Source organism: Synechococcus sp. CB0205, from assembly GCF_000179255.1.
Taxonomy (GTDB): Bacteria; Cyanobacteriota; Cyanobacteriia; order PCC-6307; family Cyanobiaceae; genus Vulcanococcus.
In genome coordinates this window covers 1-20,810 of sequence record NZ_ADXM01000043.1, presented here as the reverse complement: position 1 = coordinate 20,810, position 20,810 = coordinate 1, and the positions used below count along the sequence as shown (strand labels likewise).

Below are 20,810 nucleotides of genomic sequence, written 5' to 3'. Positions count from 1 at the left end.
CTCAGGGCAGGGCGGTGTGAAGGTCAGCGCCGGCCTGCAGCAACTGGTCAGCCGCGATGTGCACACCGAATTCAGCTGCCAACTGGGCGCCGAGGGTCCCGTGCAAACCCAGCAGCGCAAACATGCCGAGGCCGACTAGCAGGTAGAGCCACTGCACCTGGCGCCCCATGTCGCGCCGCCAGAGATAGCGCTGGAAACCACGCCAAACGGTCATGGCCGTAATCACCGTGAGCAGCAGCACGCCGCCCACGCCATGCCAGAGCATCGTGGTCATGCTGCCGAGCCCAAAGGTGCTCACAACACCCGGCAGCGGGACGGCGGTGAGCATTTCGTAGAAGCCACTGGCGACGGTGAAAAAAGTCACCAGGCAGCAGGCCAGCAGGTTGTACCAACCGACGTCGTGAAAGCCCCCGCGGGTAATCGGAAGGGCCAAAAAGCGAAAGACCCGTTTTTCCAGGGGGTACAGAGCACCCACCACATCAAAGGCAATCGCAATCACAAACAAACCGATGGTGAGGTGCACCAAATTCGGATGAATGGGCAGGGCATAGGGCAAGCCATTCGGCCCTAACTCCCCCGCGATTTGATCAATGGGAGTGGCCTCTGGGCTGTAGGCCAAGGCCATCGCCTGAACGAGCATCAGATCAGCCCCTCCCGCGTGGCCGCCACCACCTTCACGGTGTGCAGGCCATAGGTCCAGATCAGCTTGTCGCCCAAGACCACTTGAACCATGATCAAGGCACTGACCAAGGCCCCAGCTCCGAGAAAGGAGAGCGGCAGAGCCTCAGGATCACGGCTGCGCAGCACATAACGCCAGCCCGTCAACAGGGACAACACACCGGCCAGGGACCAGCCAATCGTGGTGTGAATATCAAGGATGTTGCGCGCTGCGCCATAGGGCGAGGCCAAACCTGCCTCCACCTGACCAAAAATGATCGCAACGAAGATTGCGCCCGTCGCGAATAACAAATTCCAGAAACTAGCTTCAAACAACGCCGGGCGGCGCCAGAGCACCCCGATCAGATCGAACACGAACGCGATCAGGGCCATGGCGATCACGAAATGCACCACGATTGGATGAATCGTGTCCATCCAAGGGAGGTTGTGATCGTTGAGCGGCGGCAGCAGCTCAAGCATGAAGAACGGGCCAGGGCTCAACAGTGATCAGCCTGGCCACGGCTTTTCAAACTGTCAGCCGATTTGTGATGAAGCGGAGGCGACCTGCTCCGTGCGTGGCAACCGCCTAAAGGGGCAACTCAGTGGGACCAGAGGGACTTGAACCCTCACAACGTTGCCGTCTGCGGATTTTAAGTCCGCTGCGTCTACCAATTCCGCCATGGTCCCGGCGCAGACCATCTTAGATTTGCCGTGACGTTGCACCATCGCCGTGCCGCTGCCCGGGTTCCTCAGTTCCCTCACCAGTGAGACCCTGCTGGTGCTGGCCGCCTACGGGGCACTCGCCGGTGCCTACCTGGTGGCAGTCCCCCTGGCTCTGATGGCTTGGATGACCAAGCGCTGGACCGTGATGGGCAAGATCGAGCGCACGGCGGTCTATGGACTGGTCTTCCTGTTCTTCCCCGGACTGATCGTCTTCGCCCCCTTCGTGAATCTTCGTTTGCAGGGCCAGGGCAACACTTAATGGGATCCGGCATCACACGCGGCAAGGCGCTTCTGGCCGGCCTGGCCATCTTTGGCATCGGCGGTATCGGTTACTGGGGCTTCCAAGCCGCTGGCTTTGAAGGGTTTAGTGCGGGCATTGCCGCCCAGGCCCTCCTGGTGGTCATCGTCCTGGTCTGGACGGGCTCTTACTTGTTCCGGGTCGTGACCGGAAACATGACCTACATGGAGCAGCGCCGCCGCTACCGCTCGGGTTACGACGCTGCCACCGACGAAGAGCTGCAGAAGCGTTTTGACGCCCTCAGCCCCGAAGAGCAAGAGAAGCTCATGCGGGAACTCGCCCAGGACAGCGAAGGCTGAGGCCATAGGCTCAGCTGCAGATCTCACGCTGCCGTGACCACCAGCACCCCGATCCAGCAGCGTTTTCAGAAGCTCAAGACCGAGGGCCGCTGCGCCTTGATGCCATTCCTGATGGCCGGCGATCCGGATCTGGACCACACCCGCTCGACCCTCCTGGCCCTGGAGGCCGGCGGGGCCGACATGATCGAGCTGGGGATTCCCTACAGCGATCCCCTGGCCGATGGTCCGGTGATCCAAGCCGCGGCCAGCCGAGCACTGGGCAGCGGGACCACCCCTGGTCGGGTGCTGGAGATGCTCCGCAGCCTCAAGGGCGAGCTCACCATCCCGGTGATCCTCTTCACCTACAGCAACCCCTTGCTGAACCGCGGCATGGAGACCTTCTGCCGCGATGCCGCAGCGGCGGGTGCCGCCGGCCTGGTGGTGCCTGATCTCCCCCTAGAAGAAGCAGAAAAGCTTTCGGCCATTGCCGAAGCGGCAGGGCTGGATCTCGTGCTGCTGGTGGCGCCCACCACCCCGAGCGATCGCATGGCCCGCATCGCCCAGGCCAGCCGCGGCTTCACCTACCTGGTCAGCGTCACCGGGGTCACCGGTGTCCGCACCACCCTGGAAAACCGGGTCGCCACCCTGGTGCATCAACTCAAAGGGATGGGGCCAACCCCAGTCGCCGTTGGCTTTGGCATCTCCGGCCCCGAGCAGGCGCGCCAAGTTCGTGATTGGGGCGCCGATGGCGCCATCGTCGGCAGCGCCCTGGTCAAGGTCATGGCTGAAAGCCACAGCCAGCAGGGGGACATTGCTGCTGCTGCGGGTCAGTTCTGCGGCCAACTGCGCCAGGCCCTCGACAACTAAGCGGCCAGCCCTCGATCCGCACGGCAGAATCAGCGCAGTTCGCCCCTGCGAGGGACCGTTTTCAATGGCGCTGCGCAACCGCCTCTCCCGTGGACTCCTTGGCGCCGCGCTGCTGGTCGCCCCCAGCGCCGCCCAGGCCGGCTGGAGTGATTACACCTCCAACATCTCTGAGGTGGATGCCTGCAATCAGGCCCAGTACCTGATGCCTGAACAGGCCGTTCCGCAGCAATACGTGCTCAAAGTCAAGGACGGCAACTTCCGCTGCAAGGTGCGCTGGAGCGACAAAGCCGGCGCCGAACCCAGCAACCTGCCGGTGCTGCTGCCCGCCAAAATTTTCCAGCCGATCTTCGCCGGTGGCTGGCTGTAACTTGCTCGCACACGCCTGCTGATCCGTGCGCTTTGTTCTCTGGGGGACCTACTGCGAGAACGCGCTGGAGAAGCGCACCCCTTACCGCGAGGAGCATCTTGCGGGGCTGCAGCGCCAAAAGGATGACGGCGTACTGATCACCCTGGGGCCCACGGAAACCAGCAGCCACGTCTTCGGGATCTACGAGGCCGAGTCCAAGCAGCAGGTGGTGGATCTGCTCCACAACGATGTGTATTGGCGCCAGGGAATCTGGACCGCCCTCGAGGTCTACCCCTGGATCCAGGCCTTCTAGATCAGGCCTTCGGCCAGCCCGCCTGGCTCTGCTGCCAGACCCACTCGGCCACCTGCTGGACACCGTCCTCACCCAGGGCCTCGACGTAGCCGCTCATCTGTCCCTGGCCCTGGGCAGCGATCGCCGCAATGGCCTCCTGGGAGGCAATGCCCTGGCGCTCTAGGGCCGCCAACTTCAAGGTTTTGCCGCGGCGAATGATGTTGCCGCCATTGAGGTGACAGCCCGCGCAGTGGAGCTCAAACAATTGGGCACCATCGGCCCAGGCAGGTTGGGCCACGCTCAAACCCAGCAGCAACACCAGAGCCAGCAACAGCCGGCGCAGCAACGCAAGGGACATCAGGTCAAGGACAAGGGGGGCGCAGCGCGCCAAGCGTCAGTCTGACCGGCCCACTCCCGGTGTGTCCGCGCTCAAATAGCCCCACACCCACGCACCCCATGCTGTCCTTTCTGCACAGCGCCGACTGGCAGATCGGCAAGCCCTACGCCCGGGTCCAGGACCCCGACAAGCGGGCCAAGTTGCGGCAGGTGCGCATCGCCGCCATCGATCAAATCGGTCAATGCGCCAAGGAGCAGGCGGCCGCCTTCCTCCTGGTCGCCGGTGATCTCTTTGACTCACCAACCCCCAGCAGCAGTGACATCAGTGCGGTCTGCCAGGCCCTCGGCCGCCTGAGCTGCCCGGTGCTGGTGATTCCTGGCAACCATGACCACGGTGCCCCAGGCAGTGTCTGGCACCAACGTTTTTTCCAGGAGGAGTGCCAGCGCCGGGCCCCCAACCTCCAGGTGCTCCTGAGCCGCGAACCGCTCGTGCTGGAGCAGGCGATCGTGCTGCCCTGCCCGCTGTTGCGCCGCACGGACAGCCAGGACCCCACCGCATGGGTGCGGTCGATCGATTGGGCATCACTGCCCAGCGACCGCCCTCGCCTCCTGCTTGCCCATGGCTCCATCCATGGTTTTGGCTCCGATGACCTGGATGCCGATGAGGAGAACCCCGCCAGCGCCCAGAACCAACTGCGCCTCGATGCAGGCCTACTGGAGCAGCTGGACTACGTCGCCCTGGGCGATTGGCATGGCCTCAAACAGGTCCATGCCAAGGCCTGGTACAGCGGGACCCCGGAGCCCGATCGCTTTCCCCGCCATGACGCCTACCGCGATGGAGTCGTCCTGGCGGTGCGCGCCGAGCGGGGGAGTCTTCCCGAGGTGACCCCTCTGGCGACCGCGATGCTGCAATGGCACGCCACGGCGGTGCGGCTGAGCAGCGACGCGGAGCTGGAGCGCTTTGAAGCGCAGCTCCAGACGCTCCTGGGCGACGAGCCAGGACAACATCTCCTGCTGCTGGAGGAAAGCGGCAGCCTGAGCCTCGAGGGTCATCGCCGCTACGACGCGCTGATCGAGCGGTTGGAGGCCCAACTGCTGCGGCTCAAGCGCCGCGGGCGCTGCGCCCAGGCTCCCGATCCAAGCGAACTCAAGGCCCTCAGCCAGCGCCCCAGTGACCCCTTGATTGCCAACGTCGCCCATCGCCTTCAGAGCGAATTGGCGGACAGCGCGCTGCTGGAGGAGCGGCGCGAACTGCTGCAGCTGGCCCTGGCCGAACTGCACCGCTGCGCGGGGGAGTAAGCCATGCACCTGCTCTCCTGCCGCCTGCAACGGGTCCGTCAACACCTCGATCTCCAGCTCAACTTTGGCCGCCAACTGACCCTGGTCGGCGGGGTCAACGAATCGGGCAAAAGCACCCTGGTGGAGGCACTCCACAAAACCCTCTTCCTGCGCTCCACCGCCACCGGGCGCGGTGTGGAGGAGCTGCGCTCACGCACCCATGGCGGCCTGCCGGAGGTCGAGCTTTGTTTTGCCGCCCAGGGAGAACGCTGGACCCTGCGCAAACGCTTCGCTGGTGCCGGGGGAACCTGTCAGCTGAGCAACCAGAAAGGGCAGGCCCTCAGTGGTCCAGCAGCGGAAGACGAGCTGGCGCGGCTGCTGGGCCTGGAGGGTCCCGTCGAAGGCAGGCGGATCGCGCAGCTGCCCGAGCGCTGGGCCCACCTATGGGTGCGGCAGGGGGACGCAGGCTTCAACCCCCTGGAGGGGAAGCCGGAGAGCTACGACTACGAGCGACTGCTCCAGCAGCTGCAATCCAAGACCGATCTCGGAACGCTGCAGTCCCCCCTGGATCGCCAGGTGGTCGAGCAACTCCAGCAGCGCCTGGGACAGGTGTTCACTCCGACGGGGCGCGTGAAGGCCGGATCAGCCCTCGCCCAAGTGCTGCAACGGGAACAGGAGTGCCTGGAGGAGCTGAACGGGGCCAAACAACAACTGCTCGAGCTCGAACAAGCCATGGAGCGCCTGGGCGCCATCGCCGAGAGGCTCCACTGCATTGACCAGGACCTGCGGCCCGCCTTACTGAGAGAGCGGGAACTGGAGCAGCAACAGCAGTTGCTGCAGGCGGAACTTGAACCGGTGCTGCTGCAACGCCAGACCCTTGAGCAACAGCAGAAACAACAGCAGGAACTCAAGCGAACCCAGCAGGAGCAGCAGCAAGAGCAACTCCGGCTGCAAGAGCAGCTGAAGCAGGCACTTGAACAGGACGCCCTCAAAACAGAGCAGCAGCAGAAGCAGGAGCAGCAGATCGCAGCCGCTCAGCAACAGCTGCAAACCCTGCGGACGCGGCAAGAGGGAGTGCGTCAGCGGCTCGACCTCCTGCAACTGCGTAGGGAGCGCCAACAGCTTGAAGCCCACCAGCAGGAGATGAACCGCCTGCAGTCAGAAGCGAACCGGCTCAAGCAAACCCTGTCCCAACTGCCGCCGATCGATGCCGAACAGGTGCGCGGACTGCGGCGCGCCGAGCAGGCCCTCGCCCAGGCCCAGGCGCGGCTGGAGGCCATGGCCACCAGCATCGAAGTGCTCCAAAGCGATCAGGCCATCACGCTCGCCGGTGAAGCGATCCAGGCCGGAGAGAAGCGCCAGCTCAACAGCATCACTGAACTGCAGGTTGGAGCTGCCGTCCGCCTACGGGTGAGCCCCGGCGGCGGCGACGCGCTGCCCCAGGCCCAGGCTCAGCTGGAGCGCTGCCGCCAAGACTGCGAACGGTTAACCCAGCAGCTCGGGGCCGTCAACAGCGAAGCCGCGGAGGCGATTGAGCAACAACGGCGCAGCCTGGAGCGGGATCTCAGCGACCTTCGCAGCGCAGCCAAGGCCATCCCCTGGTCCGGGCTGAGCGAACGTCTCAGTGCCTTGCTCCCGCGCCAGCAGGACCTGGAGCAAGCCATCAGTCTCGATCGCCAGGAGGGACTGCCCAGCGATCCAACGGCACTCGAAGAGCTGGACACGCAGCTACGCCAGACCATCCAGCAACAAAGCAGCGCCCTCGATCAGCAGCTGCAACAGCATCAGCAGCAGCGGCAACAGGAGCAAGCCCAGAGCCGCCAGCTGGAGCAATGCCGCAATCGGCTCGAGCAACTCGCCGGCTCCTTGGCGATGGTCGAGCAACGCCTGCAACAAGAGTCAACCCCAGCGAGCGTCGAGCAGCTCCAACACCTCGAGCAAGACGTCAAGGAGCGGCGAGCGGTATTGGCGGCGATGGAGAGCGAACGAAAAACACTGCAGCAACACCGCCAGGGATCCGTTGGGGCCCTGCAACTGCTCGAGCAGCTCAACCAGGAGAAAGAGCTTCTCCTCAATGAGCGGGGGCAGAACGAACAGCGCTGCGCCAGCCTGGGAGCCCAAAACCCCAGTGCTCAACTGGAGCTAGCCCAGGCCCGCTGGGAGAACGTCCAGCAGGAACGCCAAACGCAAGAACGGGAAGCCAACGCCCTGCAACTACTCCAGGAGCACTTCCATCAGGCCCAGGCCGAGCTGGCCAATCGCTACAGCGAACCGCTCTGTTCAGCCCTCAACCCCTACCTCGGGGCCCTCTTACCGAGAGGCGAGGAGAAGGCCCTGTTGGCCTTCAATCCCAAACAGGGCTTCCAGCAACTGCAACTGCTGCAGGACAGCCAGGCCTATGACTTTGCGCGACTCAGTGGAGGCATGCGCGAACAATTCGCAGGGGCGCTGCGACTGGCCATGGCCGAAGTCCTGATGGGTGCCTATGACGGTGCCCTGCCCTTGGTCTTCGACGACGCCTTTACCAATACCGATCGGCAACGTCTCGATCCATTGCAAGCAATGTTGCAGCGGGGGATGGAGCAGGGGATTCAAATCATCCTGCTCAGCTGCCATCCCGAGGACTATCAAAACGTTCTGGGCTGGGCACAAAAAAGCCCCCTCCAATCGCTGGAGGAGGCCAATGGCGTGGAGGTCACGCTCAGCCGTTAGGGCTGTCGATCACTCTTCGTCTTCGTCGCTGCCGCCGGCGGGAATCAGACGGATCTGCTTACGGCCAAGCTTGATTTCGAACTCGTCACCGGGCTGAAGATCCAGCATGGCGGTGTAGGCCTTACCGATCAGCAGGTTGCCGTTGCCCTGAACGGTGGCGATGTAGCTGAGCTTGCGGCCACCCTTGCCGACCTTGCTGCTCACGCCCAGCTCAACGCCCTTGGCCTCGAGAAGCGCTTCGTAGAAAGCGGTGAAGTTCAGACGCTCGCCGCCGTCCTTCTTGGAGGAGACATAACCGCAAGCGCGGACGATATCGGACTTACTTACATCGCCAAGCTCTTTAACTTTGGCCAGAAGATCGGAACCGGTGAGCATTGAGGTAGAGGGCTTGAGCCAGATACTCGTTCAACATACAACACGGTTTAACTAGGCACCAGCTCCATGAAGATCAAACCAAGCCAGAATTCGGCAAGGAGTTGAGTACCAAAGGCCTCGATGCATCGAATCCGTGAATTACGCAGGGACGAGCACTCTGCGGCGATCACGATTTATCAGCAGGCCGTCCTGAGTTGCGACCCGAAGCTGTACACGCAGGCACAAAAAGAAGCCTGGGCCAGTCAAGGTCCGGCACTTGCACTTCAGCTCGAGCGCGGTCGCGCCCTGGCCAGCGAAGCAACGGATGGTGGCGTCCTCGCCTTTGCCCTGCGGGATCCAAGCCAACGCCTATCCCTGCTCTATTGCCATCCTGAACACCAACAGCGGGGCCATGGACGCGCCCTGATTGAGGCCATCGAGGCGGAAGCGTCTGAGGACAAGCTCGGCTTCCTCGTCACCGAAGCCAGCCTGATCTCCACCCCTCTACTGCTGAAGCTGGGCTGGCGGATCCGCTGGAGAGAAGAGCTCCTGATCCGCGGGGTGCACTTCGAGCGGTTCAACCTCGGCAAAACGCTGAAACCGATACTGAGCTGATGGCCGAAGCCCAGCTCCAACAGTTCCTCCAGAAGATCCAACAGCTCAATGCCTTCGTGGCCTTGACTGAAGCCCAGCCCGAGCTTCGGCAAGCCCTCAGAGGCTGCAGCAACCACCACGATGTGGTCCAACTGGCGGCCCAATTTGGCTTTGACATCGGCCGGCGCTGGGGGGACAGCAGCCCCCAGCCAGACAGGCCCGCTGATCAACCCAATCTGCTGCGGGGGGACTGCCCGGAGTCAGGCCAGGAACAAACCGACGTGCTCGCCAGTGGACAGAACTGGCGCCTCGAGCGAATTCATTCCTGCCAGGCCAGCAGCCCAGCCGAGGGCTGGTACGACCAAGAGGAGAGCGAATGGGTTCTGGTTCTGCGCGGAAGTGCGTCGCTGCACTTTGAAGACGAAGAGCAGCCGCGGGACCTCTGCGTCGGCGATGCCCTGATGATTGCGCCGCATCGCCGCCATCGGGTTACGGCAACCGACCCGAATCCTGGGACGGTCTGGCTAGCTCTGTTCTGGTCGGTGGGCGCTTGAGGTTGGATTGCCGCACCAGCCAATAGGCGGCAGCGAGGGAGAGGATCGCCACCCCCAAGCCAATCAGAACCGCAGGGTCCTTCTGCATCCCCGGGGGAGAAACGATCACCTTGCGGGACACTGCGGTCAGGGCCGTGACCAGCACTAATTCGATCTGAATCACGTGCTCCCGCAGGTAAGCGGTGAGGTTCTGCAGCACCTCCAGGGCAATCAGGATCACCAGCACCTGATCCAACAGGCTCACCAGGCCCTCACCGGTCCAATTGACCTGCAAATCCAGCAGGTCACTGCCCAAAAAGATCAAGAGCTGAAGGGTCGCGACCACCAACACCACGGTGAGGGTGACCGAGAGGACCTTGGCCAGAGCGCGTTCGAAACCCGAGATTCCTCGCAGGAACGCGCGATCACAAAACAGAGACTTCAATTGCGAAAGGGCGTGTACTGAGGCTTAGCCGGAGTATCCCCCGGAGGGTTCACCAACTTGGTGTCGCAGGTGATACTTCCGTCGGCCGCCGTCACGCAGTTCTTGGGTTCCACGGTGGTGGAGGGGCCCACATTGCTGCCGGGTCCCCAGAGGAAACTCTCCGCCTGGGCATGAACGGCCGAAGGCATTGCAGCACCCAGGGCCGCAACGGACGCCCAAGCCAGCCAACGCGCGCAGGTCATCTCAACGGTGCAACGTGCACCCACTGTGACGTGAGTGCAGGCCTCCGTCAGCCGTCTCCGACTTCCAGTCGGATTTCTTCCAGGAGCAGATCCAATTGCCCGAGGGAGTCCTCAACGGCTGGAGCGGCATCGGCAGAACCAACCTCGCCTTGGTCCTCGCTCTGCCAGACCGCCTCAATGGCACAGAGGCGTTCGGCCAGGCCCACCAAACCGTCACGGCGGTAGGTGCGGTCCAACTCATCCAGCAGGACCGGCATCCGAATCGAGCTCGCCCGCAGGGCTCGCCGCAGATCCGACTGGGTCCGGCCGCTATGGCGGAGCCAATCCTTGATGAACGATTGCAGTTCGTCTAACTGCTCAGAGGTCAGAGCAGCCATCAGCGCGTCGGGGGAAACCAGCGATCCAGTTTGCGCTGCGCCCGCATCCGAATGGGTTCGCTCATGTGACTCGAGCAGAGACCGAGCAGGGCGGTCAAGGCCACCAGGTCATCGCTGAAGCCCGCCGCCGGGATGAAGTCCGGGATCAAATCAACCGGAACCAGCAGATAGGTCAGGGCCGCCAGCATCGTCAGGCGAACCTGTGGCGGGGTGCCGGAATCCAGCAACAACTCGAGGCATTCGATGGCAGGCCGCGCGATCGCGCGACCTGCACGACGCAGGAGGCGTCGCAGCGCGCCCTCATCGACCTCGGTGCTGCCCAGCACTTGGGCATCAATGGGTTGAGCAGCAGGATCGACAGCCATGGGCTGGTGTCACCTCAAGCGGTGACCCCATTGTGGGGGCCGACCTACTGAACGACAGAACTGACGTCGACCAATCCGCTCTGGATCCCCACTTTGCGCAGCTTCCGCAGGGCCCGCTGGACCACCTGACGGCAGTACTCCCGACTGCAGCCCAGGAGACGGGCCACCTCAGCGAGGGTGCGCCACTCATGGCTGCCATCGAGACCAAAGCGCAGCATCACGACGGTGCGCTCTTTCGGCGTGAGGTTGGACTGATCCAGAAGCTTCCAAACCGCGGCATTGCGCTCCGCCAGTTCACAGCGCTCCATGGGAGGCAGATCCTCACTGGGAAGCACATCCACCAGTTCCGTGGGATCGGATTTGGATTTGACGATGCCCTGCAGGCTGACGGTGACGCTGCGGAGCTCACAACCGAGCAAATCCTCAATTTCATCGAGCGGCAAACCCAACGCTGTGGCCAGCTGTTGTGAATTAGGCGCCATGCCATTGCGCTGCATCAAACGCGCCTTTGCAGCCCGCAAACGTGTCAGTTTTTCGTTGACATTGACAGGAATACGAATCGTGCGACTTTGGGTCGAGAGCGCACGGTTGAGTCCCTGGCGAATCCACCAGTAGGCATAAGTACTGAAGCGGTGGCCGCGGGTGGGGTCGTACTTCTCAACGGCTCGGGTCAGACCCAGGGTCCCCTCTTGAATCAGGTCCAACAGGTCAAGTCCCTTGCCCTGGTAGCGCTTTGCCAGGTTGACCACCAAGCGCAGGTTGGCCGTGATCATCTGATCTTTAGCCCGCTCGCCCACACGCATCGTGCGCTTCTCGATGTCGTTGTAGCTGCAGGCTTCACCAACACCACCAGCCATAGCGCAGCGCTCGTGCAGCTGCACCATGGCTTGTACCTTGCGGCCAAGCATCAGCTCTTGCTCTGGCGTCAACAACTGGTGACGACCAATTTCACCCAAGAAAGCACTCAGCGAGCTGGCCATGTTTGCGCGTTCTGCTGATTTGAACCTAAGGGGTTTTTGACTCAAAAAAGAAAGCCACTAAAAAGCTTCCAACTTTCAAAATTGCTTCCCAAATTCAGACTTATTTCCCAATTGCAGATTGGCTTCCAAAGCCTGAACGAAACCAGCTCAGTCGCTCGCTCGCTACGGTCTGAGGCCCCATCCAGTCCAAGGCCATGCCCGCCCCGGCTCTGATCGCCGACATCGCACCGACCGTTCTCACCCGAGCGGGCGTGGCCTACGTCCACTACCTGAGCTTCATGCTCTGCTTCGGCGCCCTCGTGCTGGAGCGTCGCCTGATCCAGCCCAACCCCAACCGCAAGGACGCCACCTTGATGGTGATCACCGATGTGGTCTACGGAATGGCGGCCCTCGCCCTCCTGGTGAGCGGGATCCTGCGGGTGATGTACTTCGGACAGGGCTCGGAGTTCTATACGGAGAACCCTCTGTTCTGGTGGAAGGTCGGCCTCTACCTCTCCGTGGGTGGCCTCTCCCTCTACCCCACGATCACCTACATCACCTGGGCCATCCCCCTGCGCAAAGGGGAACTGCCCCAGGTCAGCGAAGGCCTGGCCAAGCGGCTGGCCTGGATCCTCAACATTGAACTGGTGGGTTTTGCCCTGATTCCGTTCCTGGCCACCTTGATGGCCCGGGGCGTCGGCCTGCCTGGTTAGCCCCAAGCAATGGAGCTACCGCCTCCAGCCTGCCCACTGGCCTCTGAGGTGCGCCCCTGGTCCGGCCAGGGGCCGCTCTTGATCGAGCCGGTCCTGACCACCGCCAGCAGCGCTGGCTACAGCAGTCGTCTCAAGACCACACCCGCAGGCTGGCCCCATCGCAAGCAGTGGTGCGTCTGGGTGGAGCCCGTGACCACCCAGGGGCCTGGGGCGATTTGGCAGCAGCGCTGGCATCAGGCGGTGCAGGCTGCCCTGGGCACCTGGCAAGACCAGCTGCCGATTCATCTGGTCACCGAGCCGCTGCGGGCCCACGTTCTGGTGGAGCGGCGTCGGCCTCCCCTGCTGAATAACCGCGCCAGCAATGGACGGGCCCTGCTTCAGTTGCGTGAGGTCCGCCGGGATCAGCGCTGGTCCCTCGAGCCGCTGGTGACGGTGCTGATCAGCCCCGGGCAAGCGCAAACGGCCATTCAGGCCACCAGCCTGCATGAATTGGGCCATGCCTTTGGTCTCTGGGGCCATAGCGACCACGCCGGCGATGCGCTGGCGGTCAAGGCCGGAGCGGTCCCGGTCCTGGAGCTGAGCCCCAGGGATCAAGCCACCCTGAAGTGGTTGCAAGAACAGCCCGGTTTGACCCAGGCTGATCAGCCCAGCACCCAGCCATGACTCCGCCCAGGCGGACCCTCTCAGACCTGTTCTTGAGACGGCCCGTATTCAGCTTGGTGCTGAGTCTGCTGCTGCTGCTCATGGGAGCCCTGAGCTTGAGCGGCCTGAAGGTCGAGAACCTGCCGAGCATTGCCCCCGGACGGGTCAGTGTCCGCAGCTCCTACCCGGGCGGCAGCCCCGAGGTGGTGGAGCAGGGGGTGACCGCCTTAATCGAGCAGCAGCTCAACGGACTCGAGCGGCTCGAGAGCATCCGCTCCAGCAGCAGCAGCAGTGGCAGCAGCATCCGGCTGAACTTCCGCGGCGGCTCCCCCGAACTCAATCAGGTCAACACCCAGAACGAAATCGCCCAGGTGCTGCGGCGGCTACCAGCCCAGGTCGCTCGCCTGGGCGTGCAGGTCAGGCGCAGCTCCGATGACCTCTTAATGGTCCTGAGCTTCAGCGCGGATCCGAAGCGCTACACCCCGCAGTTCCTCAATGGCTGGGTCAGCCAGGTGGTGCAGCAGCGGCTCCAGCGGGTCGAGGGGGTTGGTGATGTGCGTCTGTTTGGCGGGAGCCCGTTGGCCTTCCGGCTCTGGCTCAACCCCGCGGCACTGCTAGAGCGTCAACTGACGATCAACGATGTCGAGCGGGCCCTGCAGGCCCAGAACGTCCTAGCCGCACTGGGACAAACCGGCGAAGCGCCCATGCCCCCGGGGCAGGCCACCACCCTCCCGCTCGAGATGGAGGGCCGGCTGCGCAGCAGCGAAGAACTCGAGCAACTGGTGGTCGGCGAGGGCCCCGAAGGCGGAGTCGTGCTGCTGAGGGACATCGGCCGCGTGGGTCTGGGCAGTGAGAGCTATGACGCCATCGCCACGAACCTCCAGGGCAGCAGCGCTGTGGCCATTGGCGTCTACCAGCGGGATGGCACCAATGCCCTGGCGGTCAGCGAGGCGGTGGAGCAGGCCTTAGCGGAGCTCCAGCCGGACATTCCCCCTGGCATTGATCTGCAGCTGATCGTCAACGAAGCCGAGACGATTCGCACCAGCATTGGTGAGACCGCCGGCAGCCTCCGGGATGCGGTGCTGCTGGTGTTTCTTGCCCTGCTGCTGGGGCTTGGCAACAGCCGTCTAGCCCTGATCAGCGCCCTGGCGGTTCCGGTCTCTCTGTTGGGGTCGATCAGCCTGATCAAGCTGGCCGGCGGCTCCATCAACACCCTCAGCCTGTTTGGGATGGTGCTGGCCTCGGGCCTGGTGGTCGACGACGCCATCGTCGTCAGTGAGGACATCGGACGGCGGCTGGAAGCGGGGGCCTCCCCCTTGGCCGCCGCCCGCGAATCCATGGCGGAGCTCGGTGGGGCGGTGGTGGCGACCTCCCTGGTGCTGGTGGTGGTCTTCCTGCCGGTGATCGGGCTGGAGGGAAGCGTGGGCCGGCTCTACGCGCCCATCGCCATCAGCATCAGTGCCGCCATTGCGGTCTCGACGTTTAACGCCATCAGCTTCACGCCGGTGGCGGCCAGCCGCCTGCTCCACGCGGAACAACGCGAGCCCGCCTGGCTACTGCGCTGGATTGATCCGCCCCGGCGCTGGCTGGAATCCTTGGAATCCCCCTACGGCCGCTGGCTCGAGGGCTCCCTCAAGCTGCGGCGCCGCGTCATGGCCAGCGTCCTGGTGGGCCTTTTGGTGACGGCCCTGGGCCTGAGCTGGAGACCGACGGCCTTCATTCCCCAGGAGGACAACGGCCAACTGCGGGGGGTTGTTGTGCTGCCGGAGGGGCTCTCCCTGCAGCGCACCGAGGCGGTGATGCAACAGGTCCAAGAGCTGGCGGAGGCGGACCCCGCGATTCGAACCGGCAACTTCTATGCCGGCCGTTCCTTTGGGGACAGCACCCCCAACAAGGGACTGCTCTTCCTGCGGCTTCAGCCGATCGGCGAGCGGGGGCCTGGACGCCCCAGCACCGAGGCGGTGGCCAAACGGCTCAACCGCCAACTACGCAAGACAATCACTGGCGCCACGGTGATCGTCAGCCAGCCCCCCAGCGTGCGCGGCTTCAGCAGCGAAGGGGGATTGGAGCTCGAGCTGCTGGACACCAGCAACGGGCAGTTCTCGCTGCAGCAATTTGCGGGCGAGGCCCAACGCCTGATCCAAACGGCCAATGCCAGCGGATTGTTTGAGCGGGTCTCCACCCGCTTCAGCGCCGATTCCCCGCTCCTGCGGCTGGAGCCCGATCGCCTGCAGATGGCCTCCCTCGGCGTGGAACTGAGCCAACTGGTCAGCACCCTCCAGGCCAGCCTGGGCAGTAGCTATGTCAACGACAGCTTTGAGGGCGATCAGGTCCGCCGGGTGATTGTGCAGCTGGATGGAGAGGGCCGGCGCAACCTCGACGACGTCCTCGCCCTGCAGGTGCGCGCCAAATCAGGAACCCTGATCCCCGTTGGCCAGTTGGTGCGCGTGGAGGCCTCCAGTGGGGCCAGCACGATCAACCACAGCCGCCTGGTGCGCTCCATCAGCATTCGTGCCCTACCGGCCTCGGGGGTCAGCACCGGCCAAGCCATGGCCGAGCTCGAGCGGCTGCAGGGGCAACTGGGGGGACGGCGAACAGACCTGGCCTGGACCGGTCTGGCGGAGGAAGAGAAACGCTCCGGCGGCAGCACCGTCAGGGTCTTTTCCCTGGCGGTCTTGGTCATGGCGCTGGTGCTGGCCGGGCTCTACGAGAACCTGCTGGACCCGTTCATCATCTTGATCACCGTTCCCCTGGCCCTGCTTGGAGCGCTGGGCGGCCTGGTGCTGCGCGGTCTGCCCCTGGATGTCTATGGCCAGATGGGACTGCTGGTCCTGGTGGCCCTGGCCGCCAAAAACGGAATCTTGATCGTGGAATTTGCCAATCAACGGTTGCGGGAGGGACTGAACCTGGACCAGGCCATCCGCGACTCCGCCCGCTCTCGGCTGCGGCCGATCCTGCTGACGGCCATCTCCTCCCTGGCGGGATTTCTGCCCCTGCTGCTGGCCAGCGGCAGTAGCGCCAGCAGCCGCATCAGCATCGGCACTGTGGTGTTCTTTGGCCTACTGGTGGCCACCGTTTTGAGCCTATTTGTCGTGCCCAGTAGCTACAGGTTGATCAAGGGCTGGGAGCTCGAGCTCAAAGCCCGGAGGAGCCATGGCTAAAGCACTCTGGCCAGGTCTGGCCGCCCTTGGATTACTCGCACTCTGCGGCTGCGGCAGCTCGACTGGGCGTCCGCCGCAGAAGGTCACTGCCGCTCCACTGGAGCGGGAGGTGTTCGTGCAAAGCATCGACACCGTCAGCACCTTGGAGGCCACCGATGAAATCGAGCTGGCGGCCCAGGCCGGTGGACGAATCCAACGGGTCCTGGTCCAATCCGGTCAGCCCGTTGAGGCCGGGCAACTGCTGCTGGTTCTCGATCAAACCCAGCTCAAAGCGGACGTTTCAGCCCTGCAGGCCCAAAGCAAAAGCGACCAACTGGCCTTTGAGCGACTGGCCGGCTTGGCCCAGGAAGGGGCGGCAACCGCCCTGCAGCGCGATGAATTCGAAGCCAAAGCGATCGGCTCGCGCCAAGCCCTAACGGCGAAACTGGCGGATCTTTCCTACAAGGACGTCAGGGCACCAATCGCTGGCGTGATCAGCGATCTGAGCGTCAAGGCGGGGGATGTGCTCCAGGCCGGAAGCCCCTTTAGCCGGATCATCCGCAACGAAGCCCTGCAGGCCCGGATCGACGTTCCGGCCGGCCAGGCGAACCGGCTCGCCAGCGGGCAGCTGGTGCAACTGCTCGATGGTCAAGGGCAGCGGCCCGTCGCCAAGGGGAGGGTGACGATGATCGATCCCAACATCAACGCCAAAAGTCAGACCCTGCTGGCCAAGGCCAAGATCGAGAACCCCCAGGGCATGCTCCGCGACGGGCAGCGGCTGCGGACCCGTTTGATCATTGGCGCGGAGCGTCACCTGGCCATTCCGTTTGAGGCGGTCACGCGCCAATTCGGCCAGACCTTCGTCTTCGTCGTCGGCACCCCTGCCCAATGGAAAAAAGACCCGGGCAAAACGCCGTTGGCGACCATTGAGCGCCTACCGGCGGGCAGCAACGTGGCGCTGCAGCGCAGCGTCACCCTGGGTCCCCTGCAGGGGGATCGCTATCCGGTCCTCAAAGGCCTCTCGGCCACCGATCGGGTGATCCTGAGCAACGGCAGCGGGCTCCGCCATGGGAGCCCCGTTCGACTCAAACAGCCCTAGTCGCGGCGCGGAGCACCCCGGCGGGAGGCCAAGACCTCCTGCACCCGGCGCCAGCTCACGCCGTGATGGGCCAAAGCAACCTGCAGGTGAAAGACGATGTCGGCCGCCTCACCCGCCATCTCCTCAGGACTGTTGTCCTTGCAGGCCATCACGAACTCGGCGCTCTCCTCACCGATTTTTTTGAGGATCCGGTTGTCGCCGCCCTCGAGCAACTTGTTGGTGTAGCTGCCGGGTTCCGGCTGGTCACGGCGTCCTTCGATCACCCGCATCAATTCCGTGCAGACATCGGCGGGCGGGGGAGCGGCGCCAGCACCACCAGCCGTCGGGCTCGGTCCATCGTCGTAGAAGCAACTGCGCGCTCCGGTGTGGCAGGCCACATCGCCGCGCTGCTCAATCGTGAGCAGCAGCACGTCGGCATCGCAGTCGTAGCGCAGGCCGCGCAGGGCCTGGGTATGGCCACTGGTGGCACCTTTGTGCCAAAGCTCCTGGCGGGAGCGACTCCAGTAGTGCACTTCGCCCGTGGCCAAGCTGCGCTCAATCGCCTCGTGGTTCATCCAGGCGACCATCAGGACCGCCCCGTCGAGCCAGTCCTGAGCCACCGCCGGGATCAGGCCGGCCTCGTTAAAACGAAGGGAGCGAATGAAGGCCGGATCTGGGGCCTGAAATGATGCCTGCAAGGGCTGCCGATCCATCTACCCCGATCCTCCCTCAAGACCCACATCCAGCATTCACCGGGGATGACCGCCGCCTACACCTGCAGCAAAACCTTTAGCGGCTACCCCTGTTGCCACCGGCAGTGGAGGCACAGCGGCCATTGCCGCTTTGTGCACGGCTACAGCCGCAGCTTTTGTTTTTGGTTCCAGGCCGAGGAGCTGGATGAAAACGGCTTCGTGGTGGATTTCTCGAGCCTGAGCGAACTGGAGAAGCAACTGAGGCAGCAGTTTGACCACACCTTTTTGGTCAATGCGGATGACCCGCTGCTGGCGCAATGGCAATCCCTGCATGAGCAGGGGGCCCTGGATCTACGGGTGATGGAGAACGTCGGCATGGAAGCCAGCGCAGCCCTGGTCTGGGACTGGGCCAACAAGCTATTGAAGGCCCGTGATGGCGGCCGCAGCTGTTGCTGGAAGGTCGAGTCCCGTGAAAACGAGAAGAACGCCGCCTGCTACGCCGCCGTCCCCACTTGGTTTCGGACTGCTTAAGACGACCATCCAGCCCCATGGATTGCCTTTAGGGTCCAGCGTCTGGCGCAATCCCTGAAGTGCGGCCAAGCCTTCTTCGCATCCAACTGGTCTGCGGATTGCTGCTGACCTTGGCCATCCCTGCCCCAGCTGGGGCAGAAGGAGTGCCAGCGCTCTATCCAACCCATGAAGCCGCTGAGCAGGCCGCCAAAGAGCATTTCAACTGCAGCGGTGCCCACCGCATGGGTAATCAGTGGATGCCCTGTGAGAAGCACCCATCAGGGAACAAACAGCCGATGAACCACTGAACCGATGGCCACCCCAACACTGATCAAAGAGAAGCTGGCCATCGAACAGGGCTCCCAATGCGGCGGAACGCCAAAACTGGTGGCCGTTGGGATTGCCCCGTTGGGGATCATCTCCATCGGCATCGTGCCCATGGGCGTCGTCAGCATCGGCGTTGTGCCGATGGGCGTTCTGAGTCTCGGCGTTGTTGGCATGGGCGTTGTGAACGCCTGCGTGGTGGGGATGGGTGTCGCCGTGGCAGGTCTGAGCGCCATGGGGATCTGGACGTTGAGCCCGAGCAGCGGGCATCAACACCACAGCAGCACGCCCCCGCAGGAACAGTTGATGGCTTACCCCAGCCGGCAGATTGCCCTGGAGAAAGCCCATGAATTGGGCTGCGAAGGAGCCCATGCCATGGGAGACCTCTGGATGCCCTGCAGCGCACATCCGGACTGAAACCCGAACCTGTCGCATAGACGACATTCAAGTCTCAGGGGTCGTAACTTAAGATTCGCTTTCTATTTCACGAAAGCTTTTTCTTGCCCGTCGCACTCCTGGTCCCCGCGCTGCAGTTGCTGAATCCCATGCCAGGGGTTGTGACCCAAGACGCCCACGCCGAGCACCCGGCCCTGGACATCGCCTGTGCGGTCGGAACACCGGTGCGCGCCGCCCACGACGGAGTGGCCAGCGTGATCCGCAGCCACACCCACGGCAACACCGTGGTGCTCGTGGGCAACAACGGTCTAGAGACCAGCTACAGCCATCTGCACAGCGCCCAAGCGCCCGGGACCTACAAGCGGGGCGACCTGATTGGCCATTGCGGCAACAGCGGCGCCTGGACCACCGGGCCCCACCTGCACTTCGAGACCAACCGCCCCGCACTGCTGAGCAACCTGGACACCAGCTTCTACAGCGAGGTCGCGCAAGAGCAAGCTCCTCCGTCTACAGCGAGCAAGGGAACAGGTGGTTCCGCCGCCGCGCTGATTGGGCGAGACTGAAGCTTCAGAGGTAGCAAGCGCCCTTGGCTCGAATCGCGACGATTTGGGCGATCTTCCAAGGGCTTCTGATTGAGGCCCTGCCCTTTCTCTTCATCGGGGTGCTGATTGCTGGCTTGGCGCGCTGGATCGCACCGGGTGGGCGTTGGCTGCAGCAGCTGCCGGACCAGCCGATCTTGGCGCCCCTCAGCGGTGCAGCCCTGGGCTTTGCGCTGCCGGCCTGCGAGTGCGGCAATGTCCCTGTGGCCAGGCGGCTGCTCGCCGGCGGCGCTTCGATGGGATCGGCACTGGGCTTTTTGTTCGCGGCCCCGGTCCTGAACCCCATTGTGCTGGCCAGCACCTGGGCGGCCTTTCCCGATCAGCCCTGGTTGATCGCCGCTCGCCCCCTGGGGGCCCTGTTGGTGGCGGTGGTCCTCTCAGGCGTACTGCAGCGTCTACCTGAGGGACAGCTTCTGGAAAGGAGCCTGCTGGCCGAGCGCCGTCTCAGCCAGCCCCTGGCGGAAGCCAGCCTGCTCGAACGCAAAAGCGGTGTTCTTGGAACACCCACGCCTCCTCGAGCGGATCCCAGTCGGCCCAGCCTGAGGACGGTGCTCGAGCACAGCTCTAGGGAGTTTCTCAACCTGGCGGTCTTGCTGATCCTCGGCAGCTTGATCGCCGCCACCGTCCAAACCCTGCTTCCTCGCAGCTGGCTTCTGGCGGTTGGAGGTGCGCCGACCCTCTCGATCCTCAGCTTGATGTTGATGGCCGTGGTGATTTCGGTCTGCTCGAGCGTGGACGCCTTTCTGGCGCTGGGCTTCGCCGCTCAAATCACACCGGGCGCGCTGCTGGCCTTTCTGGTGTTGGGCCCGGTGGTGGACCTCAAATTGCTGGGCCTATTTGGCGTGATCATGCGGCCCAAAGCGATCGCCATCACCGCGATTGGAGCCAGTGTTGTTGTGTTGCTACTGGGGCAATGGGTCAACCTTTGGCTGCTCTGATCCGACCGCTGACCTTGGGGCTCTGGGGAGCCGCCCTGGTGCTGAGCACCCTGACCGGGCGACTGGACCTTCTGCTCAGGGGCGCCTTCCATCCCCTGGTGGGGCTCTGCGGTTTCGCCCTC

28 protein-coding genes and 1 tRNA gene are annotated in these 20,810 nt (G+C 63.7%); 18 read left to right on the top strand and 11 right to left on the bottom strand.

Going from position 1 to position 20,810, the window contains the following annotated elements:
* Position 1: 1 nt before the first annotated feature.
* From CB0205_RS0106995 to CB0205_RS0106985, 3 genes are all read right to left on the bottom strand, one after another.
* Positions 2-640 carry a DUF2231 domain-containing protein gene (locus CB0205_RS0106995; protein WP_010315899.1) on the bottom strand — a complete coding sequence of 213 codons (639 nt, stop codon included), beginning with the start codon at positions 638-640 and terminating at the stop codon, positions 2-4.
* Positions 640-1,137 carry a DUF2231 domain-containing protein gene (locus tag CB0205_RS0106990; RefSeq protein WP_010315897.1) on the bottom strand — a complete coding sequence of 166 codons (498 nt, stop codon included), beginning with the start codon at positions 1,135-1,137 and terminating at the stop codon, positions 640-642. The genes CB0205_RS0106995 and CB0205_RS0106990 overlap by 1 nt, the downstream gene beginning before the upstream one ends.
* Positions 1,138-1,260: 123 nt before the next feature.
* Positions 1,261-1,344: transfer RNA gene (locus CB0205_RS0106985), tRNA-Leu, on the bottom strand.
* A 43-nt stretch (positions 1,345-1,387) separates the two neighbouring features.
* Here CB0205_RS0106985 and CB0205_RS0106980 point away from each other — a divergent pair.
* The 5 genes from CB0205_RS0106980 (at position 1,388) to CB0205_RS0106960 (ending at position 3,482) form a co-directional block, all read left to right on the top strand.
* Positions 1,388-1,639, top strand: a complete 252-nt coding sequence (locus tag CB0205_RS0106980; protein WP_010315895.1) for an NAD(P)H-quinone oxidoreductase subunit L — start codon at positions 1,388-1,390, stop codon at positions 1,637-1,639.
* Positions 1,639-1,977, top strand: coding sequence for a DUF3007 family protein (locus CB0205_RS0106975; RefSeq protein WP_010315894.1), 339 nt, complete (start codon positions 1,639-1,641; stop codon positions 1,975-1,977). Before CB0205_RS0106980 ends, CB0205_RS0106975 begins: the two co-directional genes overlap by 1 nt.
* 33 nt (positions 1,978-2,010) lie before the next feature.
* Entirely contained in the window at positions 2,011-2,823 is an 813-nt protein-coding gene (gene trpA, locus CB0205_RS0106970) for a tryptophan synthase subunit alpha (RefSeq protein WP_010315891.1), read from the top strand.
* 64 nt (positions 2,824-2,887) lie between these two features.
* The gene (locus CB0205_RS0106965; protein WP_010315889.1) at positions 2,888-3,190 is read left to right on the top strand and encodes a hypothetical protein; all 303 of its coding nucleotides are present in this window, start codon (positions 2,888-2,890) and stop codon (positions 3,188-3,190) included.
* A gap of 25 nt (positions 3,191-3,215) precedes the next feature.
* Positions 3,216-3,482: a YciI family protein gene (locus CB0205_RS0106960; protein ID WP_010315887.1), complete on the top strand. Its 267-nt coding sequence runs from the start codon at positions 3,216-3,218 to the stop codon at positions 3,480-3,482.
* A gap of 1 nt (position 3,483) precedes the next feature.
* Here CB0205_RS0106960 and CB0205_RS0106955 read toward each other — a convergent pair whose 3' ends face one another.
* Positions 3,484-3,819: a c-type cytochrome gene (locus tag CB0205_RS0106955; RefSeq protein WP_010315885.1), complete on the bottom strand. Its 336-nt coding sequence runs from the start codon at positions 3,817-3,819 to the stop codon at positions 3,484-3,486.
* A 98-nt stretch (positions 3,820-3,917) separates the two neighbouring features.
* Between CB0205_RS0106955 and CB0205_RS0106950 the strand changes: the two genes are divergently transcribed.
* Positions 3,918-5,096 (top strand): DNA repair exonuclease, encoded by a 1,179-nt coding sequence (locus tag CB0205_RS0106950; RefSeq protein WP_010315882.1) that lies wholly within the window; start codon positions 3,918-3,920, stop codon positions 5,094-5,096.
* Positions 5,097-5,099: 3 nt separating this feature from the next.
* On the top strand, positions 5,100-7,787 hold the full coding sequence (locus tag CB0205_RS0106945; RefSeq protein WP_010315881.1) for an AAA family ATPase: 2,688 nt from the start codon (positions 5,100-5,102) through the stop codon (positions 7,785-7,787).
* Between the two features lie 9 nt (positions 7,788-7,796).
* Here CB0205_RS0106945 and CB0205_RS0106940 read toward each other — a convergent pair whose 3' ends face one another.
* Entirely contained in the window at positions 7,797-8,162 is a 366-nt protein-coding gene (locus CB0205_RS0106940) for an AbrB family transcriptional regulator (protein ID WP_010315879.1), read from the bottom strand.
* 120 nt (positions 8,163-8,282) lie between these two features.
* On the opposite strand from CB0205_RS0106940, the gene CB0205_RS14390 reads away from it, so the two are divergent.
* Both CB0205_RS14390 and CB0205_RS0106930 read left to right on the top strand, forming a co-directional pair.
* Positions 8,283-8,756: a GNAT family N-acetyltransferase gene (locus tag CB0205_RS14390; protein ID WP_010315877.1), complete on the top strand. Its 474-nt coding sequence runs from the start codon at positions 8,283-8,285 to the stop codon at positions 8,754-8,756.
* Positions 8,756-9,289 carry a Nif11 domain/cupin domain-containing protein gene (locus CB0205_RS0106930; RefSeq protein ID WP_010315874.1) on the top strand — a complete coding sequence of 178 codons (534 nt, stop codon included), beginning with the start codon at positions 8,756-8,758 and terminating at the stop codon, positions 9,287-9,289. The genes CB0205_RS14390 and CB0205_RS0106930 overlap by 1 nt, the downstream gene beginning before the upstream one ends.
* Here the strand turns inward: CB0205_RS0106930 and CB0205_RS0106925 are convergent.
* From CB0205_RS0106925 to CB0205_RS0106910, 5 genes are read right to left on the bottom strand one after another with little or no spacing between them, the layout of a single operon-like run.
* Entirely contained in the window at positions 9,225-9,713 is a 489-nt protein-coding gene (locus CB0205_RS0106925; RefSeq protein ID WP_010315872.1) for a phosphate-starvation-inducible PsiE family protein, read from the bottom strand. The genes CB0205_RS0106930 and CB0205_RS0106925 overlap by 65 nt on opposite strands.
* On the bottom strand, positions 9,710-9,955 hold the full coding sequence (locus tag CB0205_RS15280; RefSeq protein ID WP_010315870.1) for a hypothetical protein: 246 nt from the start codon (positions 9,953-9,955) through the stop codon (positions 9,710-9,712). The genes CB0205_RS0106925 and CB0205_RS15280 overlap by 4 nt, the downstream gene beginning before the upstream one ends.
* A gap of 47 nt (positions 9,956-10,002) precedes the next feature.
* The gene (locus CB0205_RS0106920) at positions 10,003-10,332 is read right to left on the bottom strand and encodes a hypothetical protein (RefSeq protein WP_010315868.1); all 330 of its coding nucleotides are present in this window, start codon (positions 10,330-10,332) and stop codon (positions 10,003-10,005) included.
* Positions 10,332-10,697: a YkvA family protein gene (locus tag CB0205_RS0106915; RefSeq protein WP_010315866.1), complete on the bottom strand. Its 366-nt coding sequence runs from the start codon at positions 10,695-10,697 to the stop codon at positions 10,332-10,334. Before CB0205_RS0106915 ends, CB0205_RS0106920 begins: the two co-directional genes overlap by 1 nt.
* Positions 10,698-10,741: 44 nt before the next feature.
* Positions 10,742-11,677, bottom strand: coding sequence for an RNA polymerase sigma factor RpoD/SigA (locus CB0205_RS0106910; protein ID WP_010315864.1), 936 nt, complete (start codon positions 11,675-11,677; stop codon positions 10,742-10,744).
* Between the two features lie 194 nt (positions 11,678-11,871).
* On the opposite strand from CB0205_RS0106910, the gene CB0205_RS0106905 reads away from it, so the two are divergent.
* Genes CB0205_RS0106905 through CB0205_RS0106890 form a run of 4 tightly spaced genes read left to right on the top strand, consistent with a single transcriptional unit; the run spans position 11,872 to position 17,250 of the window.
* Positions 11,872-12,369 (top strand): DUF2214 family protein, encoded by a 498-nt coding sequence (locus CB0205_RS0106905; protein WP_010315862.1) that lies wholly within the window; start codon positions 11,872-11,874, stop codon positions 12,367-12,369.
* 9 nt (positions 12,370-12,378) lie between these two features.
* Entirely contained in the window at positions 12,379-13,032 is a 654-nt protein-coding gene (locus CB0205_RS0106900) for a peptidase (protein ID WP_071777951.1), read from the top strand.
* Positions 13,029-16,172 carry an efflux RND transporter permease subunit gene (locus CB0205_RS0106895; protein WP_043705656.1) on the top strand — a complete coding sequence of 1,048 codons (3,144 nt, stop codon included), beginning with the start codon at positions 13,029-13,031 and terminating at the stop codon, positions 16,170-16,172. The genes CB0205_RS0106900 and CB0205_RS0106895 overlap by 4 nt, the downstream gene beginning before the upstream one ends.
* Positions 16,165-17,250 carry an efflux RND transporter periplasmic adaptor subunit gene (locus CB0205_RS0106890; protein ID WP_010315854.1) on the top strand — a complete coding sequence of 362 codons (1,086 nt, stop codon included), beginning with the start codon at positions 16,165-16,167 and terminating at the stop codon, positions 17,248-17,250. The genes CB0205_RS0106895 and CB0205_RS0106890 overlap by 8 nt, the downstream gene beginning before the upstream one ends.
* On the opposite strand, the gene hisIE is transcribed toward CB0205_RS0106890, so the two are convergent.
* Entirely contained in the window at positions 17,247-17,942 is a 696-nt protein-coding gene (gene hisIE, locus CB0205_RS0106885) for a bifunctional phosphoribosyl-AMP cyclohydrolase/phosphoribosyl-ATP diphosphatase HisIE (protein WP_010315852.1), read from the bottom strand. The two genes, CB0205_RS0106890 and hisIE, sit on opposite strands and share 4 nt — an antisense overlap.
* A gap of 45 nt (positions 17,943-17,987) precedes the next feature.
* Here hisIE and CB0205_RS0106880 point away from each other — a divergent pair, with 45 nt between their 5' ends.
* From CB0205_RS0106880 to CB0205_RS0106860, 5 genes are all read left to right on the top strand, one after another.
* Complete coding sequence (locus tag CB0205_RS0106880) at positions 17,988-18,452, top strand: 6-carboxytetrahydropterin synthase (protein ID WP_010315850.1); 465 nt, start codon at positions 17,988-17,990, stop codon at positions 18,450-18,452.
* Between the two features lie 59 nt (positions 18,453-18,511).
* Positions 18,512-18,739 carry a DUF3721 domain-containing protein gene (locus CB0205_RS14385; RefSeq protein WP_010315849.1) on the top strand — a complete coding sequence of 76 codons (228 nt, stop codon included), beginning with the start codon at positions 18,512-18,514 and terminating at the stop codon, positions 18,737-18,739.
* Positions 18,740-18,743: 4 nt separating this feature from the next.
* Positions 18,744-19,172: a hypothetical protein gene (locus CB0205_RS0106870; protein WP_010315846.1), complete on the top strand. Its 429-nt coding sequence runs from the start codon at positions 18,744-18,746 to the stop codon at positions 19,170-19,172.
* An 83-nt stretch (positions 19,173-19,255) separates the two neighbouring features.
* Positions 19,256-19,714 (top strand): M23 family metallopeptidase, encoded by a 459-nt coding sequence (locus CB0205_RS0106865; RefSeq protein WP_010315844.1) that lies wholly within the window; start codon positions 19,256-19,258, stop codon positions 19,712-19,714.
* A gap of 23 nt (positions 19,715-19,737) precedes the next feature.
* Positions 19,738-20,688, top strand: coding sequence for a permease (locus CB0205_RS0106860; RefSeq protein ID WP_010315842.1), 951 nt, complete (start codon positions 19,738-19,740; stop codon positions 20,686-20,688).
* Positions 20,689-20,810 lie beyond the last annotated feature (122 nt).

Bases quoted from the DNA above. Each gene is read 5' to 3' on its own strand.
- CB0205_RS0106995 (WP_010315899.1), bottom strand. From the start codon at position 640: ATGCTCGTTCAGGCGATGGCCTTGGCCTACAGCCCAGAGGCCACTCCC.
- CB0205_RS0106990 (WP_010315897.1), bottom strand. From the start codon at position 1,137: ATGCTTGAGCTGCTGCCGCCGCTCAACGATCACAACCTCCCTTGGATG.
- CB0205_RS0106975 (WP_010315894.1), top strand. From the start codon at position 1,639: ATGGGATCCGGCATCACACGCGGCAAGGCGCTTCTGGCCGGCCTGGCC.
- CB0205_RS0106965 (WP_010315889.1), top strand. From the start codon at position 2,888: ATGGCGCTGCGCAACCGCCTCTCCCGTGGACTCCTTGGCGCCGCGCTG.
- CB0205_RS0106955 (WP_010315885.1), bottom strand. From the start codon at position 3,819: ATGTCCCTTGCGTTGCTGCGCCGGCTGTTGCTGGCTCTGGTGTTGCTG.
- CB0205_RS0106950 (WP_010315882.1), top strand. From the start codon at position 3,918: ATGCTGTCCTTTCTGCACAGCGCCGACTGGCAGATCGGCAAGCCCTAC.
- CB0205_RS0106945 (WP_010315881.1), top strand. From the start codon at position 5,100: ATGCACCTGCTCTCCTGCCGCCTGCAACGGGTCCGTCAACACCTCGAT.
- CB0205_RS0106940 (WP_010315879.1), bottom strand. From the start codon at position 8,162: ATGCTCACCGGTTCCGATCTTCTGGCCAAAGTTAAAGAGCTTGGCGAT.
- CB0205_RS14390 (WP_010315877.1), top strand. From the start codon at position 8,283: ATGCATCGAATCCGTGAATTACGCAGGGACGAGCACTCTGCGGCGATC.
- CB0205_RS0106930 (WP_010315874.1), top strand. From the start codon at position 8,756: ATGGCCGAAGCCCAGCTCCAACAGTTCCTCCAGAAGATCCAACAGCTC.
- CB0205_RS15280 (WP_010315870.1), bottom strand. From the start codon at position 9,955: ATGACCTGCGCGCGTTGGCTGGCTTGGGCGTCCGTTGCGGCCCTGGGT.
- CB0205_RS0106920 (WP_010315868.1), bottom strand. From the start codon at position 10,332: ATGGCTGCTCTGACCTCTGAGCAGTTAGACGAACTGCAATCGTTCATC.
- CB0205_RS0106915 (WP_010315866.1), bottom strand. From the start codon at position 10,697: ATGGCTGTCGATCCTGCTGCTCAACCCATTGATGCCCAAGTGCTGGGC.
- CB0205_RS0106910 (WP_010315864.1), bottom strand. From the start codon at position 11,677: ATGGCCAGCTCGCTGAGTGCTTTCTTGGGTGAAATTGGTCGTCACCAG.
- CB0205_RS0106905 (WP_010315862.1), top strand. From the start codon at position 11,872: ATGCCCGCCCCGGCTCTGATCGCCGACATCGCACCGACCGTTCTCACC.
- CB0205_RS0106900 (WP_071777951.1), top strand. From the start codon at position 12,379: ATGGAGCTACCGCCTCCAGCCTGCCCACTGGCCTCTGAGGTGCGCCCC.
- CB0205_RS0106895 (WP_043705656.1), top strand. From the start codon at position 13,029: ATGACTCCGCCCAGGCGGACCCTCTCAGACCTGTTCTTGAGACGGCCC.
- CB0205_RS0106890 (WP_010315854.1), top strand. From the start codon at position 16,165: ATGGCTAAAGCACTCTGGCCAGGTCTGGCCGCCCTTGGATTACTCGCA.
- hisIE (WP_010315852.1), bottom strand. From the start codon at position 17,942: ATGGATCGGCAGCCCTTGCAGGCATCATTTCAGGCCCCAGATCCGGCC.
- CB0205_RS0106880 (WP_010315850.1), top strand. From the start codon at position 17,988: ATGACCGCCGCCTACACCTGCAGCAAAACCTTTAGCGGCTACCCCTGT.
- CB0205_RS0106870 (WP_010315846.1), top strand. From the start codon at position 18,744: ATGGCCACCCCAACACTGATCAAAGAGAAGCTGGCCATCGAACAGGGC.